The sequence below is a fragment of the Bacillus sp. S3 genome (assembly GCF_005154805.1).
Taxonomy (GTDB): Bacteria; Bacillota; Bacilli; order Bacillales; family Cytobacillaceae; genus Neobacillus.
This window is the reverse complement of the sequence record NZ_CP039727.1, coordinates 1,448,573-1,468,595: the sequence shown is the minus strand read 5'-3', so window position 1 is coordinate 1,468,595 and position 20,023 is coordinate 1,448,573. Positions and strand designations below refer to the sequence as shown.

Below are 20,023 nucleotides of genomic sequence, written 5' to 3'. Positions count from 1 at the left end.
TGCGCTTTTCTTATACCATAGGGGGAAACAACATGTTTACGGGAGAACAATCGGATTTACTTGCTTTTTTTAATCAAAATAAAGAAGAGTTAGTAAAAGAATGGGAGAAAGCTATTGTTGTCAACCAGGAAGATCCTTTCCAGATGAAAATACGCGAAAACGGGGAAGCACTATTGGATGTGCTCCTTACCATGCATGTAAAATCTAAACAAGAACTGTTAGCTGTAATTGAAAAAATTGCGATAGAAATATCTGAAGAAAGGGTTTTGGCCGATATTAACATTGGGGACTTCGTCTATAATGTTAATTTGGGCAGAACGATTCTTTACAGCTATTTAAGTAAAACAGGAATATCATGGTCCGAAATGCAGGAGTCGATCAATATGATCAATTTTTGCTTTGATAAATTTCTTTACTATGCCGTATCCCATTTTTCGGAAGCAAAAAATAAAATTATTGAAGAAAAGACAATGGTTATTGACTCCACACATCAGGATCGTTTGACACTTCTCGGACAGATGACTTCAAGCTTTATTCATGAATTCAGAAATCCACTGACTTCTGTTCAAGGATTTATTCAATTGCTTAAGGGTGATTTTCCAAACATGAGATATTTGGATATCATTTCAAGTGAATTAGATCAGCTTAATTTTCGAATCTCACAATTCTTACTGTTATCCAAAAAGGAACTGATTGGGAAGGAAAAAGTTCAATTTGGATTAAATAAACTGATTGATGAAGTACTGAACTTCCTTTATCCAAGTATTTTGGATGGAAAAGTAAAAATCATAAAGGAGATAAGTGAAGATGTTACATTGAATGGATATGCAGATGAAATCAGACAGGTTTTTATTAATATTATTTTTAATGCAATTGATGTTCTGAATCATCATGGAATCTCTGCTCCAACCATTGAGATTAGGAGCTGTTTAGAAAACAGTCAGCAAATTAGAATTAGTATTTCCAATAATGGCCCAGTGATCCCCGCTGAATTACAAAAAACAATTTTTGAACCCTTTTTTACAACTAAAAAACTCGGGACAGGTCTAGGATTGTTTGTTTGTAAAGAAATAATTGAAAAACATAAAGGGAATTTAACCTGTGATTCTTCAGATGATAACACTACTTTTTCCATTTATCTTCCTGCTGTTTTTACACCTGCAGGTCATAACCAAACACATTCTAGTTAGTCACCGCAAAATCCCACTTTTTATGAAGCAGGGATTTTTTATTTGTTTCATCTCCCGACAATGCACTCTGATGCATATGATGTACTAAAAATTTACCGGGAGATTAGGGCCTATGTTTACTTTAAAAGTTGATCACGAAATTGAGCTTCAATTGTTCCAACGGCATCATGCCTTAAAGTTGTATCAGCTTGTTGAGGAAAATCGAGAACATTTGCGGGAATGGATGCCATGGGTGGATAGTATGACCTCCCTCTATCAATTTGAGACCATTATTCCGGTGTGGCTTACACAATTTGCTGAAAATAGTGGTATGAACGTTGGGATTCTTTATAATGGTAACCTTGTCGGCTCTTTGGGATTGCACCAAATTGATTGGTACAACAGTATGGCGAGTATTGGTTATTATCTTGCTAGAAATGCAGAAGGTCATGGAGTTATCACTCGTTCCGTTCAAGCCTTTCTAAATTACGCCTTTTTCCAATTAGGATTAAACCGGATTGAAATTCGCTGCGGCGTGAAAAACAAGAAAAGCCGGGCGATACCTGAAAGACTTGGATTTGTAAGGGAAGGGAAAATTCGGGATGGGGAACAATTAAATGGTCAGTTTCATGATCTAATTGTTTATAGCATGCTTGCCCGTGATTGGGATTCCTTACACATTTAAATATCAGAAGATATGCTGCCAGTTTGGCGGCATTTTTATATTATTGCCTCACTATTTGCTAATCAAAACTTTTTTTGAAATAATAATATTACAGCTTATGGAAAGAAGAACTAATGAAAATATGTGTTATTCGTAAGTGAGGTGGCATACCTTACTGATCGTAAGGTGATCGATGATTTGGATAAATGTCATAATAATAGCTGTTCTTATTGCTCTAACTGCTTTTTTTGTTGCTTCCGAATTTGCCATTGTAAGGGTAAGAACGACCCGGATTGATCAATTAGTGTCTGAAGGGAATAAAAAAGCAATTGCCGCGAGAAAAGTAATTTCTAACCTGGACGGATACCTTTCGGCCACACAAGTAGGCATTACCATTACTTCTTTAATATTAGGATGGCGCGGAGAGTCAACCGTCCGTGAGATACTGGGACCCGTTTTTACGTGGATTCACCTGCCATTATCCTTAGAACCAGTCATATCGACCATTCTTGCGTTTATCATCATTACTTTTTTTAATGTAGTAATTGGTGAATTAGCACCAAAGACATTTGCAATCCAAAAAGCGGAAGAAATTATTTTGCTCTTTGCCCGGCCAATGATAATATTTTACAAACTGTTATATCCGTTCATTTGGATCCTTAATCGATCGGCTCGGTTTATAACCGGTTTGTTCGGAGTTAAACCGGCTTCCGAGCAAGAACTTAACCTTTCCGAAGAAGAATTACGCATGCTCCTTTCTCAAAGCTATGAGAGCGGGGAGATCAATCAATCAGAGTACAAGTATATGAATAAAATATTTGAGTTTGATGATCGAATTGCCAAAGAAATCATGGTGCCAAGAACTGAGGTCATTATGATGCCAAAAGATGCCACAATGGATGAAATTATTGAAACGGTTAAAGAGGAAAAATACACAAGGTATCCAATTATTGATGGTGATAAAGACAACATTTTAGGCATTGTCAATATCAAGGAAATTTTAACGGATTGTATCCAGCAAAAATGCAGCGGGGAAGAACCACTTATTCCCTATTTAAAGCCAGTCATTCATGTGATTGAAACGATCCCAATAAAAGAACTTTTAGTGAAGCTGCAAAAAAACCGCTCACATTTGGCCGTTTTATCTGATGAATATGGCGGGACTGCCGGTATCGTCACGGTCGAAGACATTCTTGAAGAAATTGTTGGAGAAATTCGCGATGAGTTTGATATGGACGAGCTCCCTCTGATCCAGAAAATAAGTAATGAAAACTTTATATTAGATGGAAAAGTCCTGATAAGCGAAGTAAATGACCTTCTTGGAACGACTTTAGAAGAGGATGATGTGGACACGATTGGCGGCTGGTTTTTAACGCAAAAGTTTGATGTCCATAAAGGAGATTCCATTGAAAAAGACGGTTTCATCTTCCAAATTACGGAAATAGAGGGCCATCATATTGTATTTATAGAAGTAAAAAAAGCGGAAGCGCCCACTGGTTAGCGGGCGTTTTTTTCCAACTTTAAATTTCTGTAATATTTTGAAAGCAACGTTCATATTTACAGTAATTTCCCATAAACTAAAGGTATCCACTACTATTCAAACCAGAACGTTTGACTGTACGGTTTAAATTCTTTATAATAATGGGTAATTTATATTATGTTGAGGTGGTAAGATGGGGCTGTCTATCGAATTGGTGAAATAGCAGAAATAGCGCATGTGTCAAAGCGAACGATTGACTACTATACGTCTATTGGCTTATTGGAGGCAGAACGCTCTAAATCAAATTACCGCATCTATTCGGATGATTCATTAGATGATTTAAAGTTTATAGAAGAATGCAAGAGTCTTCACTTTCCATTAGACGAGATTAGAAGAAAACTAGAAATGCGCAAAGCTAAGAATATCCGTGATTCAGAAGTGGAAAAACATGTAAGTGCTGTTACACAGCAGATGAAACAGTTGTATAGTGACTTGTTCGATCTTCAGCCTATTCTTGAAAACTTGGATGAGCAGCAGAAAGAAATGTTTACTCGCAATCTAAGCCTGCTCCGAACCGCACTTAGAAAATCCCTTTTGAATGTTACGAGCTAATTTTTTTACATTACTGGGAGGTGACACCTTACCCGTCGAAAACGGGATAAGGGAACTTATTTGGACATATTTAACTTGGTTATTATAGCCATTTTAATTGCTTTAACTGCTTTTTTTGTAGCTTCAGAATTTGCTATTGTTAAGATTAGAAGTTCAAGAATTGATCAGTTAATTGAGGAAGGGAATTCGAAGGCTGTTTCTGCCAAAAGAGTAATTTCAAACCTTGATGAATATCTGTCTGCCTGTCAATTAGGTATTACGATAACAGCTTTAGGTTTAGGTTGGATTGGAGAATCAACCATTGAGCACATGCTTGGCCCTCTTTTCCATCAACTAAACATTCCTGAGAGCGCCACGAAAGCATTATCAATCGGAATTGCGTTTGCAACCATTACGTTTTTACATGTTGTGGTTGGTGAGCTCGCACCTAAAACACTGGCCATACAGAAGGCTGAACTGATTACCATGCTTGTTTCACGTCCGCTTATCCTTTTTTATAAAATCATGTTCCCGTTTATTTGGGTTCTGAATGGATCTGCACGTGTTGTTTCAAGTATGTTTGGGCTAAAGCCTGTTTCCGAAAGTGAAATAGCCCATACAGAGGAAGAACTTCGAATAATCCTATCTGAAAGCTATAAAAGTGGTGAAATTAACCAATCAGAGTTTAAGTATGTAAATAAAATTTTTGAATTTGATAACAGAATTGCAAAAGAAATCATGGTTCCTAGAACGGAATTGGTATCTTTGTCAAAGGATGATTCATTGGAAACCTTTCTACAGGTTCTCCGCGAGGAAAAGTTCACAAGGTATCCTGTCATCGATGGCGATAAAGACCATATCATTGGTCTCATCAATATCAAGGAGGTCATGACCGATTTAATAGGCAACGAAAAACCAACAACTCAAACACTTGAGAGCTATACACGACCTATCATCAGAGTGATTGAAACTATTCCAATTCATGATTTATTAGTAAAAATGCAAAAGGACCGCGTTCATATGGCGATTTTAATGGATGAATATGGCGGAACTTCCGGACTTGTAACGGTTGAGGATATACTGGAAGAAATTGTTGGCGAAATTCGTGATGAATTTGATATGGATGAGATCCCTGAGATTCGCAAAATTAAAGAAAACCATTATATTATTGACTCGAAGGTTTTAGTGACTGAGGTTAACGATCTATTGGGTGTTGAAATTGACGATGAAGATATCGATACAATTGGCGGTTGGATACTGACCGAAAATTACGACGCTAAGGAAGGCGATATCATTCATCATGAAGCATACACCTTTAAAATCCTTGATATGGAAGACCATCATATTAAATATATTGAAGTAACAAAACATGTTCAAAATGAAGAATCCAATATCCCGCAAATTGCTGTTTCAAAATCCGGGGTGCTATCATAATAAAAAATAGACCGTGCCCCTCACGCCCGGTCTATTTTTTGTGTACTTAGAATTATTTTGATTTTAAAATAATCAGTTCCTCTTCCACTTTTGCTATTTTTACTAGATGAGAATCAAGCCGGCGGTTGATATGTTGAATATCATTGCTTTGTGTTCGTTCAATACGCTCTAGTGCTTCTTTAATATCAGATAAATCAATTTGATTAACTTCCACTCTGTGTTCAATGCTGTCCATTTTCTCTAATCTCGATAGCCTTTTTTCTATGGTTTCCAAAGTGGCATTAAATGTATGAATTAAGCTTTTTATATCCATATCGTTATCGATTAGGTTTTCAAATTGTTTTTCCATGGTCAAAACTCCCTTGTTTTATTTCCTTTATTTTATCATCGTTTTCACTATACACATGTTACAAAAACAGTAACAAAATGCTGAAATGTTCATAAAAAATTCGGAAGTTTTTAAGAAAAACGATCAGATTTTCCAAACCCGCAATACATAACCTCCGCACCCGCACTGATCAATGAATTTAATCTTTACTTTCTTTGGATACATCTCCTCTATTAAGGGCTGTAAATAGTCAACGGGACTGCCAAATACTGAGGAGGTCACAAGGTTCACAAAACAGCCTTTAGCGGTCTCTTCCACTGCTGTTAATGCATCTTTTATGATTAGGTCAATATCCTGTTCATATTCATCATGCTCCAAGTCCTTCGTCCAATCTTTATTCATAGGTTCCTCCAAGCTAAAAAAAATATTTGTTATTTTTATTTAAACATTTATTAAACCCATTAGAGTTGATTTTTAACACACTTGTGTACAATTCGAAACGAAATAATGAACTTTTTTTAAAATCAGCGTGATTCCGCACTAAGCGTGAATATTGTCACATGCAAAAGCCATTGAAAAAGATAATCTTTCATTATAAGGGAATGAAAAATCATTTTTTTCCTTATAGGAATATCAACGATGGAAGGGTTGGTGTAATAATATGTTCATATCTATCGACGAAAAAGCTTCATTATGGTTCACAAAAGAATTTGAATTTAATAAACCATTCAGCATTCGGATGTTTCCTCAATATGCTGGGTTTGGCCAAAAACATAAAGGCTATAGTCTTGCCTTTTCTGCTGAACATCCTGCAAACGCAGGCTTTACAAAAGAGGTAAATGGAATTAATTTCTATGTTGAAGGAAATGATGTTTGGTTCTTCGAGGATACCAAAACTTACTTATCTGTTGACAATTTCCTCGATGAAATACAGGTTATATTTAAGGAAGAGACTGCGGTTCAATAAACTAAATAACAATGTAAAAAATTAGCCGGATGATTTTCATCCGGCTAATTTAAAATTATTAATTTACTTGTTTCCCTATGCTCGGTGGCAGTAATTTTGCACCTTCAAATACTTTACCCAGCTTTTCTTCCGCTTGAGCAAAGATTGCATCTGCTGCTTCTAATGACGGAGCATCCTTTTTTAATTCTTCTGCTTTTGCTTGATATGAGGCGGCGTAATCCTTAATTGCTGCTTCAAGATCGGCCTTTTGGTCTTTCAGTTCTGCTGGAATCTGAACGCTATTTAATTCAGCTGCAACGGCTGATGCAGATTCACTTGCTTTTGCTCGATCCTCAGCAGTTGGTAATTCTTCAGGCTTTGCATCTTCCTTCGTTGCTTTCGCCACATATGCATTTAAATCAGCATCTTTTTGATTAATTTTATTGCCCAGGTCCATATAGAATTTTACTAATTCCTTTTTAACATCAACTTTAGGTGCTGTTTCTTCTTTTGGTTCAGCCTTCTTTTCTGTTTTTGCCTCTTCATTACTTGAACAAGCGGCAAGCCCAAAGGCCATTGTAATAGCTGCTAGTAAAACTAAAAACTTTTTCATCTGAGATTCCTCCTATTTCTTTATTCGCCTTGATTATTTTACAACATTTAATGAGAAGAAAAAAGTAATAAAAGGTTTCATTTGCTCCAAAATTATTATTCTATGCAAAATAATTTGAAAAACTAATAATCTTTCCCACTATGTCAATCGTACTTTCCAGAAAGTTATGGAATAATTACGAATTATGTTACAATAATGAAAATTTTGGTATATAATAAAGATGTCATGATTTATTCCTCTTACTCTATGGTTCCTTTCATTCTGTTTCTATCCTTTAATAGAAAGGGGTTGGACATCACGGAACACACGAGGCCTCAAGTAGTCTTGTTTCATTTAACATTTGATTTATCCATCATCTTAACCACTACCGCAGCTGCCATTATTGTATTTCTCATCGCCTATTTATTCACAAGAAATTCAACAACAAATACACCTAATAAATGGCAGAATTTTATGGAGTGGCTTCTGGAGTTTATTAAGGACATCATGCATTCTTCAATGGTTGCTTCAAACAATTTATTTATTTTGTCGACAGGAGTTTCTTTATTCATGTACTTGTTCATAGCAAATCTTATGGGGGTCCCCTTCTCCATTGTTACGACTGATGAAAATTCTGTTGCCTGGTGGAAATCCCCCACTGCTGATGCACATGTAACAATGACTCTGGCCATCATGATCATCGCATATACCCACTTCATTGATATTCGCCTGCATGGCTTTAAACATTTTTTTGTTAGTTTCTTTAAACCCTTTAAGGTTTTGTTCCCAATCAATGCCATAGAACAGCTCGCCACCACCTTAACGCTCGGTCTCCGTTTGTTTGGAAATATATATGCAGGGGAAGTTATGCTCGCTCTTTTAGCAGGTGCTGTCACACATGGATTGGTCATCAGTCTGCTAGCATCTGTACCAATGTTAATCTGGCAGGCATTTTGTATTTTTATTGGTGCGATTCAAGCCTATATCTTTGTTACACTTACAATGGTTTATATCGCTCATCGATTAACATAATTTAAACGAAAGGAGTATTATATAATAATGGGGGATTTAACGTTATTCGGACTTCCTATTTCTCTGGGCACAATGGTATACCAAGCCATAATTTTTACTGTTTTAGTATTTATTTTAAAGAGGTTTGTTTTTAAAAAACTTGTGGATATTCTTGATAAAAGGAAAGAGCATATAGAAAACCAACTGGAGTTAACGGAAAAGTACAAATTTGACGCAAAAATAAACCTTCAAGCTAGCGAGGATATCCTCAAAAAGGCTAAAATAGAAGCAAGAGAAATTCTACAGCGGAGCGAAAAAGAAGCTATGCAGATCATTCAAGATGCAAAAGAAGAGGTGAGAAAAATAAAAAAAGAGGAAAATGAAGACGCCTTTTTATCACCTTCACACTCGTATCCCCGAAATACTCAAATAAGGGGGGCATAAAATTATGAAGCACAAGTTTACAAAAGACTTAGGAAGAGTGACAGAAAACCTCGAATTAGGGTTTGAAGAAAAGTGGATTTTCGTTCATTACACAAAAGGATCGCATGAAAAAACTGCCTGTCTGTTAAAGAATGAAAATAAATCTGTGGAAGAGTACCTTGAGGGCTTCTTCGAGGAAAATAAGGTATCGTCAGAAATGAAAAACGAAGTGAAGAAGTTTTTAAAGAATGAAAACAACTCAAATGAGACACATTGGAATGAGTTCACGCTTTTTCTTATGAAAGCCCTTTCCTTAAACATGGTTTTTGGAATTGCGATCGCAATCTCGGTTTATGCAGGATTTAAACTGGGAACATTTCTTGATCACCGTTATGAGCTATACCCCACCTTTACATTAATTGGTACATTTTTAGGGATAGGAATTGGAGGATTGACTGTTTATTCAATAGTGCAAAAATACTTTAAATCCCCTGTACAGAGAGGAAAGGAAACAGAGAAAACCGGACTGATGATCTCGGAGGATCAGAAGAGTTATCCGATTATTGACGTGACCATTGAAGAAGTAAGAAGAGCTGTTAGAACATTTTCCGAAGATCTGCCAAAGGGAGTTTTTCGGACAATCCTTGTTCAAGAGGACAACAGTATCGACTTTAAACAACTAGCTCACCTACTTGGCGGTATTCCTTCAAAACAGTTCTATATGTCGAAGGAAACTTACGATTTGTTTGAAGAACATGAAAAACAAATACCAATTGAAATGGATCTCGTTCAAAAAGCGGTCGATCAATACGTAAGTGACAAAAAGGAATATCCAATGTTAAAATTTGATCCACTGCACAGAGTGAATTATTATCAACTTTTACAGGAGCATTACCTTAAAACAGAACCTGAAACGCAATTTTATATTACTGACCTAGATGGCTTGGTCACCCATATCAGGCCACAGAAAAAGAACTTCTCTCAACATTGAGAGAAGTTCTTTTTCTATACATGACCATTATTGAATCCAGGCACCATCTTTACCAATTTTGTATTTTCCAATTGACGTATTCGCCGCCATGTGGCCATCATTGTAAAGGAAATACCATTTCTTGTTAATCTCTATCCATCCTGTTAGCATTGCACCATTTGATGCAAGATAATACCAGTTGTTATTTACTTTTATCCAACCAGTTTGCATTGCTCCGTTAGCAGATAGGAAATACCACTTACCGCTAGAAAGAATCCATGCATTTGTTTTCATGATACCATTACTATCAACATAGTACCATTTCCCGCCAGAAAGTACCCATGCAATTGTTTTCATGACACCATTTGCATCGAGATAGTACCATTTTCCGCTAGAAAGTACCCATGCATTTGTTTTCATAGCACCATTTCCATCTAGATAGTACCATTTTCCGCTAGACAGCACCCATGCATTTGTTTTCATGACACCTTGATCATCAACGAAATACCTTTTTCCGTTGGTCCAAATCCAAGTACTACTGCTCATGACACCAAATGTACCAAGATAATACCATTTCCCTCCGGATTTTACCCATTCATCTGTAAGCATCGCTCCATCAAGTCCTAGGAAATACCATTTTCCTTCGGTTTGAACCCAAGCATTTATCTTTTGAACACCATTATTGTAATAATACCAGTGGTCATTCTCAAGGTGCCAGCCGTTTTTAATTACTGGATCTGTCTCTGGTGTCTCGTCAATAACAGTCCCAGCCAATTCTCTAGTGTCTCTTACACGGATACGCTCCCCTTGTGCAAAAGAACCGGATAGGCCAACTGCTTCTAATGTGTCACCTTTTTTAAGATCTGGTACTGAAACGTTGCTTTGATTCACAATGTATCCATCCGTAAACACTAGGACATCACCGGAACCATCATTGATCACATAAGAGTTTTCATCATACTTAGAAACAACTGTTCCTTTTACCTTCACAAGTAGACCTTGGTTGGCAGCAGTTGTTGCTTCACCTGTAGCAACCTGCTTCGGTTGAACAGGTTCACCTTTTCCAAGTTTGATCACGTCTTTTGCAAAGCTAGTAAACTCTAATTCTTTGTTATTTTCGAATGTCTTTATGTGTCCATATACGCGAACTTTATCGCCTGCTTTTAACGAACCGTCTGGAACTTCAAGGAAGGCCATAATTCCGCTTGTATCATCTTGTAGATAGAAGGCATCGAAGAACACGCCGGCAGCGGTTGTTACCGTTCCTTCTACTACGACATTCGTATCATCTGCCAGTTTGCGGACATCGGCAATTTTAGCCACTTTCATTTCGCGATGTGCTAACCAGTTTACTGCGTTTAGGGTAAACTCGTCATTTCCTTTTGGCTCAAATGACTCATCCATTTGTTTGTCGTTAAAGATGTTCATCCCGGAAACAATGATCCGGCCATTTGCACCAATTTCTTCTGAAGCGATTAACGGAATTGCTGAACCGCCCGTTTCATCGGAAACAGCGTCATAAGTGTAACCGCCTTTGATATTGCCTTGGTATGTTGTTTCATTACCTTTTGCCAGAATTGTGACCTTACCGCCTTCTGTTAAAGCCGTATTATTTGGCCCTGAAAGACTCGTTCCGCTGTAGTAATCGATAAACGATACGCGGTCGGTAATATTATTGGAAACTAATCCTGGATGTACTCGGACAGCATATGGGCTAACCTTTGGATCGCCCCAGAAGTTTCCTGTTTTACTATCATCAAATACACCGTCATTCCCCATGCGGATGGCTGAACCAATATCACTTAATAATGGATTATTAACGGTTGGGTCTGTGGTTCCGTTATTACTCTTTCCAGCCATTAATAACGAGCCGCCATTATTGATGAAATTTGTAACCGCTGTTCGTTCAGCCGCTGTCAGTGCAGTTCTTGCATGAGTTAATACTAATACTTTTATATTGCTTAATACTTCGTCTGTTAGGGCAACTTTATTTTCCGTAACGGTATAGCCTTCCTTTTGAAGCATTAGTATAAAGGCTTTTAAGTTATCCTTATACGTACCGCTGTCAGCACTTGTATTTTCATTTCCATGCGCCGCATCAATTAAAACCGTTACTCCCAGGGGCTCTTTAATTTTTACTGGTAACGTATACTTCACATTACCAATATCGAGACCATCCGTTGAAGTCACTACAACTATAAGCTGATGGTCGCCTTTCAACGGGCTGGTCCATGTAGCTGTTGCACTGGCTGAGCCCTTCGATAGAATTGATGAAATAGTATTGGTTCCAATCAAATTCTCAGGCTTCACTTCATCATAATAGAAGTCTACTTTCAGATTTTTGATGGCTTCCATACCGTTATTGGCAACAGTCGCAGTTAATTTAGCAGGGTTGCCGCCAATAATAACGCCGCCGTCAATATCAATACCGTTTACTTTTACATCAACAGATTCTTCTTTTGACCAAATTGGTGCAGAATAAATCCGTTCCCCATCCATTTGCGTAACCTTAACGACAAACCATTGCTGGCCGCCTGTCACGGTGTACGTTGGATTCCATTTAAAGTCTTTTGTCATTGGCTCATACGAGTCAACGACTTTGCCGCCGTTTGAAATCAATTCAACCTTTGCAATTCGATCATCAGATTTATAGGTTTTCGGAAGATAACTATAGTCAGGGCTATTGCGATCTTCAGCAACATCGTCGCTTCCTTTAATGTCAAACTTCAATGTTTTGCTATCAACGGTTGAACCCATGAAGTAGCCATTTGCTAATACATCCAGCTTGAAGTTTGGATCTTCCTCCATGTACACGCGCATATTCCGCATCGCGTGCATTAAGGAATCTTGTGAAAGATCATCAGCAACAATAACTGTACGAGCGTTCGTCTGTCCCCATGTGCCATCGTGGTTGTCTTCCCCATAAGTTGGAGCGACATGCCAGCCAAGGTCTAAGGCTGTATAGAATTTTCCTTCAGCATTGGCATAGCCATAGTGACCGGAGCCATTACCGACTTCTAACATCGTAAATAACTTGTCTAAATCTTTATTGTATGGCTTAAAATTATTAAACGCATTTGCCGACATATCTGGGTGGTTAAATTGCCCAACGATATCATCGTACGTCATGACCCATGCATAATACTTGTTTAAGTCTTGATATTGTTTGCCATTAATATTCCGGTCAATGAAATTATCTGTACCGAAGATATTAGAGTGTCCCCATGTGGTTGAGGTCATTTCAAATGCAGGGAAGACAACATAGTCATTATTTTTTGTATATTGCTTTGCTAAATCCTTTGTTAATTTCCATTGGCTGCCGCCTGTACGCTCCTGCATACCGCCGTGATCAACTGTATCCACTCCCAGCTTTTCAGGGTCAATATCATGAGAGTGGTCAGAGAATGCGAACCAATCGTAATGATGGGCTTTACCTGCTTTAAGTGCTTCTTCTGGCGTACCAGCCGCATCATGTGAAATATTCGTGTGGTTGTGCGTTGTACCACGATAGTGATTTCCACCGGTAAAGCGCGGAACGACTTCGAATGTCCATTGTTTTTCAGATGTATTGCCTAAAACGTCTTTAGCAGCAACCTTTACTGCGTGCTTTCCAAGGGCAAGCTCTTGCTCAGGCGTGTATTTTACTTGTGTTTTGCTAATGACAGCAGCCGGTGCTTTCAGCTCTTTGCCATCCAGCCACAATTGTACGGTTGCTTCATCGACACCACTTGGGTCATCGATTAATGCTGAAATTTCAGGTGTCGGACTTTCCACTTTTGTACCATCCTGCGGTGTTTCTCCGCTTATTGTTGGTCCAAATGTATCATCAATTAATGTAACAGCATATGGAGTTTCATTAGTTCCAGCTGTTTTTGATTGAGTACCCGCTTTTGCTTCAATATAATATTCGAAACCATTTTGCGGAACATCAGCTGCTGCCAATGTTACTGTGTAACGACCCTCACTGCCCTTAACCATAGGTAAAGGTGTGTATTCTGTCGCTCCAGTTGCTCGATAATATGCAGTTACTGTTTCTGCCCCATCGGCATTTGCAGCAAATTCTACACTTGTTCCTTTGTAAACCTCTTTAATCCCTGTGTGAGTGATTGCTAAAATCGGCGAAATATCCTTCACATCACGCGGATACAATTGATAGCCATTTGTTGCTGAAGCATTGGTCGTATACTGACCTAATACACCAGTAACCGTGTAGCTTTTACCAGTTACAAGGTCTTTATCTGGATTAATTCCTGTTGCGCCCATAACCCTAATTAATGTTGTTTTAAGGTTATCGTCAACAAAGGTAACGTTATAATTAACTCCAGTTACGGCAACAGCAGAAACTTTACCTGTTACGGATACAAGGCTGCCTTCAAGCGGCTCTGCCACTGCATACGTATTTAAATCAACAATCGTAACGTTTTTAGGAGCTGGAATTGGATTTCCTTCACTAATTTTTACAATTGAGGTAGCTTCCAATTCCAATAAACCATTGTAATTTAAAACTTTACCTGTAACGCGTACTTTATCACCTTTAAGTGTCTTAATTGGTGTTTCTAGCGAACCAAAGATGTTGACCCCTGCCGTGTCATCTTGAATATAGAAATTTTGCTTTTGTGTTCCAAGAATTTGGTTGTCAACAGTTGCAACCCCTTCAACCGTGAAAAACTTGTTTTGGTTTACCGGCTGGCCTTTTGCGTCAGACTCGCGAACTTCAGCAATTTGGGTAACCACTGTTGTATCAGCTTTTGCCACGGCAACAGGAGTGCTCTCTAACATAATTCCCTTAGCAGTATTTGTAATTTGTGTTACATAGATGGTATCAGGAGCATTTTTGATTGTCGTATTAAAATCTCCTGATGTACTTGCTGTAACAGTAGCAAATCGTTCATTAGCATTTGCTTTGTCATTTGGATAGACATTCACGATTGCATTTGCTGCTGCAGTAGCTGCACTACCGATTAATGTACCCGTACCGTTATTGACGACATAGCTTAATTTGTCTTGGACGATGGATGCACTAGCTGTGGCTACATTAATTTGAATCGATGCACTTTCATCTAATTCGCCTTGTTTTGCAGTAACAAATACGGTTGATAATGCTTTGTCAGACGTAAAACTAATCGAAAACGAACCATCACTAGCAGCCGTACCAGTTGCAAGCACTATTGCTTTGGATGCGTTTTCATAAATATTAATTGTGGACGCTGGTTCAGCTGCATTAACCATACCTATTACATTTACATTATTGCTTTCTTGAGTAAATTGAATATTATTTCCTTTTGCTTGTAAGCTTGTAACTGGAACCATCGGCTTTTCAGTTGAACTAGCTGTGTTTCTTGGTGCAACAACTGGTCCGACATAAAAATCTGCTCCGTTATCATCAGTATCCCAGGCATTTCCTTTGTCTGGTGCAGGATCAACATTTGCGTATGGGCGACGTTGAGCACTGTTAGCATTAGACGAAATCTTAACAGCTGCAGAACCTTCATATTCGTTTGCCGTTCCATAGCCAACAAAGTCGACTACTGTTGGATCGCTTTTTCCTGTAATTGCATCTGTACCATGTACTAAAGCGACTTTCCCATCCGTTGCAGACATCGCAATTGCACCATTATTAATATCAGGTGTATTTGGTAATGCCGGTTGTGTACCAGCACCTGGTGCCTCTTGGATTAAATAATATCCATATGCTGAAATAGTACCTGATAATGCTGTTGTTGCCGTTGGTGCAGTGGAAAACGCACCTGCCTTTGAAGCATATTGAACTGACCAGCCTTCTAATGAGATTGGACTGCCGGTTGGATTATACAGTTCAATATAGTCATTTTTGTATACCGAACCATTATTTCCCCCAGCCCCATATACCTGACTAATCACAAGATGCTCAGCCTGTTCCGCATGGGCTCTTTTAATTAACCCGCTTGGCAAAAATGTACTGATCAACAGTAGAGCCGCCATGAGCATACTTGTCATACGCTTGAACCTTCGATTGGTTAAGCTCATCCACCTACCACCCTTTTCCTTTTTATGATTTACACAAAGGCAGGTATTTCTGCCTATCATGTTGTGATAATTATCACTCTATCATTCTACAAAATTTTTAGACATAATGATATTATTTTTTTGTAAATTACTATATACATATCCAACATAATTTTAATTTTTTGTATACATATGCGCTCAAAGTATGATTATATAAAGGAGTATTGAGTGTTGAATATTTATTGGTATATTCAGGGAATTATTTAAGTATAACATTTAGGAGGATTATCACTTTGACATTTTTCGACAAATTTCGACTCGAGGTCAGACATCTTACCCTGATATTATTATCCGTAATTGTATTTTCTTGTTTGTCATTTCCCAATAATACATTCGCTCACGCTTACAGTGTTAGTTATACAAAAATAACAATGGACAATAAGAATACAGAAGTTGTATTTTCACTTGATACGTTATCGGTACTAGAATTAATACCTGCTATTGATAAAAACAAGAACTTTATTCTTGATCAGTCTGAAATCAAAGAGAATACCCATCACTTAGAAGAATTAATAACAGAAGGACTTACATTAGATAAGGACAACATCGAACAAACACCTACTATTAAGAAAATGGAAATTATCAAAAAGGAAAATAAAGAATTTTTTTCAATTACAATGATGTTTCCTGCTTTTGCACCCGGTGAGACATTCATTTTTAATGATGGGTTTTATTATCATGATACGGGCACCAATTACGTCAACCTCGTTTCTGCATCATATATGGGTGAAAAAAGCGAAGCAGCTTTAGAAGGGAAAAATCGAACCTGGACAATGTTGATAACGGAAGTACAGCAAGAACAACAAATTGGAGAAGGGCAGACAGTTCAGCCATCTGCCGAACCCAAAAAAACCGAGGAGGCCCATCCCGTCAAAACAACAACCTCATCTTCATGGTTTTCATTTTTGAAATTAGGGATGAATCATATTCTCTCAGGCTATGATCACTTGTTGTTTCTCCTGTCACTACTAATCGCCAGACAAACATTCAAGCAGTTAGCAGCAACAATTACTGCTTTTACAATTGCCCACAGTATAACGCTGACGCTGACAGTATTGGGTATAATTAACATACCTGCAAGTTTTGTAGAACCAGCTATTGCCTTAAGCATTTGCTATGTATCCTTGGAAAATATTTTCCGAAAAAAAATAAACTATCGATGGGCGATTACTTTTGTTTTCGGTCTAATTCACGGGATGGGTTTTGCTGATATCCTTAAAGAAATGAATATTCCAAAAAGTTCATTAGCAGCCGATTTAGCTAGTTTTAATATTGGTATTGAAATGATTCAATTGGCAATCGTCATCCTGCTTTTACCGCTCCTATCTATATTATATCGATCGAAGTATTCTAGAAAGGCTATTGTTACTTTTTCAATCATAGCTTTTCTCTTAGGCGGCATATGGTTAATTGAACGACTAGCTGCTTAATGAACAGAATCTTGAATGCAAGAAAGGCCTTCGAATGCAAGGTCTTTCTTTTTTGATTCTAATAGGCCATGCATGTAAAATTTAGCTATTATGATTTATAAATTGCTTTATTTTTTGTTAAAATGAGATAATATCAGTAGATAACATATAATTTCCAAAAATAAGGGGTTACAAAGATGGTAAATCAGAAGAATAAATCGCGGCATTTAGCGACTATTTCTCTTACAATTATGGCAATCGGATTTCTGGCAACATTGCCGATCCGAGATTCAATATGGGGGATTATCCTGCAAGGGGGGTTCGAAGCAGGTCTCGTTGGCGGACTCGCAGATTGGTTTGCAGTAACCGCCCTATTTCGGCATCCTTTAGGCATTCCCATTCCCCATACGGCATTGCTGCCTAAGAATCGTAAAAGAATTATCGCTGGGATTATCTCAATGCTGGAAAATGATTGGCTGACTAAGGAGAGCATTAGAAAAAAAATAGACACAATCGATTTTTCCGGGAAACTATTTTCAATCATTGACAAGGAAATTCACTCGAAAGAAATTCAAAAAAATGTCATCAGCCTAATTCAACATTTAATTAAAACGATCGATACAAGTAGAATTGCTCCCATAATTGAAAAGGAATTAAAAACACAGTTAAACCAGTTAGATACTAAGAATTACCTGCCACTGGTCATCGACCAGGTTTCGGAACGAAAATACGATGAAAAAACACTAGATTTTATCTTAAAAGAGATTCGCGAGTGGGCTGAAAAGGATAGTACGAAATACAAACTTGGCGGGTTAGCGGTTGACGCTGTGGAAAATATTAAAGCAGATGGTTTTATGCAATTTGCATTAAAGTCTTTTAGTAATTTAGTTAACGAAGAAAAGTTGGGCAATATTATTCAAAATTTAATACTGAAAGGGGTAGACAGCTTTCGCGATCCCTTTAATCAAAATAGGCAAACATTAATGATTCACATTCATAAAAAGCTGCAATCCGTTAAAAATGATGAAAAAGTTTACGAGGAGCTCAATCACTTAAAGACACAATTGATTGCAAAATGGGAGCCCCAAGAAAAAATTATCTCTATATTAGATCAGCTCCAGCAGAAAGTGTCTGATTTCGTCGATGAACCACCTTTCTTCGATCATTACATCCTCCCGATGGTTATTGACGGGTTCGAAAGACTAAAAGCCAATCCTGAGAAAGTCAATGCCATCGAAACTTGGATTAAACAGCAAATTTCCACTTTTGTAGATAAAAACCATTCCAAGATTGGCAAGCTTGTCGAGGAAAATTTGGAAAGACTGGATGATAAAACCCTCATCACTATGGTTGAAACAAATGTAGGCAAAGACCTGCAATGGATCCGAGTTAATGGTGCTGTTTGCGGATTTTTAATTGGTCTTGTTTTAGTAGGTATTAAAGCCCTGATATAATTTAATTGTAAAGCCGCCATTTTTAAGGCGGCTTTTTTCAGTAAAAATATCACGTTTTGTCCTTAAAAAATGAAGTTCTTTTTCAGAATATTCCCTCATATTTAGTACTGTAGTCACTATTTCTAAATTACAAAGGGGGAAGAAAGTATGGCAGTTAAGTTTATTAAAATTTCTGTTGTGTATTTTGTCATTGGGGTCTGCATTGGTATGTATATGTCAATGACAGAAAAGTTCACCTTCACTCCTGTTCATGTCCATATAAATTTATTAGGATGGATGTCAATGGCACTTGCCGGACTTATTTATCTTGGTTTTCCAAAAGCAGCCGAAACTACTCTCGCAAAGGTTCATTTCTGGCTGCATAATATCTCATTGCCAATCATGATGATTGGTCTAGCACTCCTTGTATCAGGGACAGAACAAGCTGGCCCGGCTGTTGCCACTGGCGGAACACTAATGGTGTTGGGAATTATTGTTTATGCAATCAACATCCTTAAAAATGTGAAAAACTAAATCCGGATTTATTATCATTTTTCTTCTATCATATGAAAGTTTCTAATTGGTTACTGATTTGAAAAGACACCGATTTCGGTGTCTTTTTCAGCTCATCTATGGCAGGAATGGCTCTAATCCTTCTTTCCTGAGTTTCAATCTTTCTTCAGCCGATTTTCTGGAGTCATAATGATAAATAGCCGCTTCCCAGTCACCATACATTGGATTAGGAAACACTATAAGCTTTCTTCCAAATTCATCTTTTTGTTTATCGACTGCTTCCACCCTATCAGATACTGCTAATCGGTCAAATCCACTAAAATCACCTAAATTATCGCCAAATAATAGAATAATTTCATGTGTTTTAGCAACCTGCATACGTCTCATTTCTTTTCCTTGTTCACCCTTTTGCTTCATAAAAAGCTGATTCGCATTGGCTTGCGGCACACCTAGGGCCTGCAAGTTTCTTAATGTTACCGCTTTTTTTTCTTCTTTTCTGTTGGTTATGTAGTAAATAGCCACACCTTTAGAATCGGCATATTTTAAAAATTCAATGGCTCCTGGAAGTGCTTTTGCCTCAGCACGATCAACCCACTTACTCCAATTTAACGGGTAATTTTCCCGCGAAACAATTTTCCCCGCAAATAACGGACTATTATCGATAACGGTCTCATCTAAATCAAGAATAATCGCCGGTTTTAAGGCTGTTTGCTGATCTCGATTCCTTAATATCTCATCTAATCTCATCTTCCCAATGTTATAGCCCTGATAATATAAAGCCTTTGCTTCTCCGGCTTTTTGAAACCAGAGAACAGACATCGTATTTTGTTCCGCTAAAGCATTAGTCTGGCTTGTCAACGTTTGTGCACATGCACTGATGCCCGAAATTGTACATGATAAAACAGATGCTGCAATCAAAGTCATTATTTTTTTCATCTAAAGAGACCTCCTGACCTGTTATTTTTCTTAGTATACGGAGAAAAATAAAATCTAAGCAATTATCGGGGATTAATGT

17 protein-coding genes are annotated in these 20,023 nt (G+C 37.7%); 12 read left to right on the top strand and 5 right to left on the bottom strand.

What is annotated here, in order from left to right:
• Positions 1-32 precede the first annotated feature (32 nt).
• From FAY30_RS06965 to FAY30_RS06945, 5 genes are all read left to right on the top strand, one after another.
• Positions 33-1,190 carry a histidine kinase N-terminal domain-containing protein gene (locus FAY30_RS06965; protein WP_149869185.1) on the top strand — a complete coding sequence of 386 codons (1,158 nt, stop codon included), beginning with the start codon at positions 33-35 and terminating at the stop codon, positions 1,188-1,190.
• 112 nt (positions 1,191-1,302) lie between these two features.
• On the top strand, positions 1,303-1,854 hold the full coding sequence (locus tag FAY30_RS06960; RefSeq protein WP_149869184.1) for a GNAT family N-acetyltransferase: 552 nt from the start codon (positions 1,303-1,305) through the stop codon (positions 1,852-1,854).
• 172 nt (positions 1,855-2,026) lie between these two features.
• Complete coding sequence (locus FAY30_RS06955) at positions 2,027-3,334, top strand: hemolysin family protein (protein ID WP_149869183.1); 1,308 nt, start codon at positions 2,027-2,029, stop codon at positions 3,332-3,334.
• 189 nt (positions 3,335-3,523) lie between these two features.
• On the top strand, positions 3,524-3,925 hold the full coding sequence (locus tag FAY30_RS06950; protein WP_223820984.1) for a MerR family transcriptional regulator: 402 nt from the start codon (positions 3,524-3,526) through the stop codon (positions 3,923-3,925).
• 60 nt (positions 3,926-3,985) lie between these two features.
• Positions 3,986-5,338, top strand: coding sequence for a hemolysin family protein (locus FAY30_RS06945; RefSeq protein WP_149869181.1), 1,353 nt, complete (start codon positions 3,986-3,988; stop codon positions 5,336-5,338).
• 52 nt (positions 5,339-5,390) lie between these two features.
• Here FAY30_RS06945 and FAY30_RS06940 read toward each other — a convergent pair whose 3' ends face one another.
• Entirely contained in the window at positions 5,391-5,687 is a 297-nt protein-coding gene (locus FAY30_RS06940; RefSeq protein WP_149869180.1) for a hypothetical protein, read from the bottom strand.
• A gap of 123 nt (positions 5,688-5,810) precedes the next feature.
• Positions 5,811-6,068, bottom strand: a complete 258-nt coding sequence (locus FAY30_RS06935) for a CGCGG family putative rSAM-modified RiPP protein (protein WP_149869179.1) — start codon at positions 6,066-6,068, stop codon at positions 5,811-5,813.
• A 259-nt stretch (positions 6,069-6,327) separates the two neighbouring features.
• Between FAY30_RS06935 and FAY30_RS06930 the strand changes: the two genes are divergently transcribed.
• On the top strand, positions 6,328-6,633 hold the full coding sequence (locus tag FAY30_RS06930) for a HesB/YadR/YfhF family protein (RefSeq protein ID WP_149869178.1): 306 nt from the start codon (positions 6,328-6,330) through the stop codon (positions 6,631-6,633).
• A 58-nt stretch (positions 6,634-6,691) separates the two neighbouring features.
• On the opposite strand, the gene FAY30_RS06925 is transcribed toward FAY30_RS06930, so the two are convergent.
• Positions 6,692-7,225: a hypothetical protein gene (locus tag FAY30_RS06925; protein ID WP_149869177.1), complete on the bottom strand. Its 534-nt coding sequence runs from the start codon at positions 7,223-7,225 to the stop codon at positions 6,692-6,694.
• A 324-nt stretch (positions 7,226-7,549) separates the two neighbouring features.
• Between FAY30_RS06925 and atpB the strand changes: the two genes are divergently transcribed.
• From atpB to FAY30_RS06910, 3 genes are read left to right on the top strand one after another with little or no spacing between them, the layout of a single operon-like run.
• Entirely contained in the window at positions 7,550-8,236 is a 687-nt protein-coding gene (gene atpB, locus FAY30_RS06920) for a F0F1 ATP synthase subunit A (protein WP_223820916.1), read from the top strand.
• Positions 8,237-8,263: 27 nt separating this feature from the next.
• The gene (locus FAY30_RS06915) at positions 8,264-8,659 is read left to right on the top strand and encodes a F0F1 ATP synthase subunit B (protein ID WP_149869176.1); all 396 of its coding nucleotides are present in this window, start codon (positions 8,264-8,266) and stop codon (positions 8,657-8,659) included.
• A 4-nt stretch (positions 8,660-8,663) separates the two neighbouring features.
• Positions 8,664-9,629 carry an AtpZ/AtpI family protein gene (locus tag FAY30_RS06910; protein WP_149869175.1) on the top strand — a complete coding sequence of 322 codons (966 nt, stop codon included), beginning with the start codon at positions 8,664-8,666 and terminating at the stop codon, positions 9,627-9,629.
• A gap of 27 nt (positions 9,630-9,656) precedes the next feature.
• On the opposite strand, the gene FAY30_RS06905 is transcribed toward FAY30_RS06910, so the two are convergent.
• On the bottom strand, positions 9,657-15,614 hold the full coding sequence (locus FAY30_RS06905; RefSeq protein ID WP_149869174.1) for a lamin tail domain-containing protein: 5,958 nt from the start codon (positions 15,612-15,614) through the stop codon (positions 9,657-9,659).
• Between the two features lie 272 nt (positions 15,615-15,886).
• Between FAY30_RS06905 and FAY30_RS06900 the strand changes: the two genes are divergently transcribed.
• From FAY30_RS06900 to FAY30_RS06890, 3 genes are all read left to right on the top strand, one after another.
• Positions 15,887-17,083, top strand: coding sequence for a HupE/UreJ family protein (locus FAY30_RS06900; protein ID WP_149869173.1), 1,197 nt, complete (start codon positions 15,887-15,889; stop codon positions 17,081-17,083).
• 176 nt (positions 17,084-17,259) lie between these two features.
• Positions 17,260-18,516, top strand: coding sequence for a DUF445 domain-containing protein (locus FAY30_RS06895; RefSeq protein ID WP_149869172.1), 1,257 nt, complete (start codon positions 17,260-17,262; stop codon positions 18,514-18,516).
• A gap of 147 nt (positions 18,517-18,663) precedes the next feature.
• Entirely contained in the window at positions 18,664-19,029 is a 366-nt protein-coding gene (locus FAY30_RS06890; protein ID WP_149869171.1) for a cytochrome-c oxidase, read from the top strand.
• A gap of 96 nt (positions 19,030-19,125) precedes the next feature.
• On the opposite strand, the gene FAY30_RS06885 is transcribed toward FAY30_RS06890, so the two are convergent.
• A complete protein-coding gene (locus FAY30_RS06885) occupies positions 19,126-19,944 on the bottom strand; it encodes a 5'-nucleotidase, lipoprotein e(P4) family (protein ID WP_149869170.1) in 819 nt (272 codons plus the stop codon).
• Positions 19,945-20,023 lie beyond the last annotated feature (79 nt).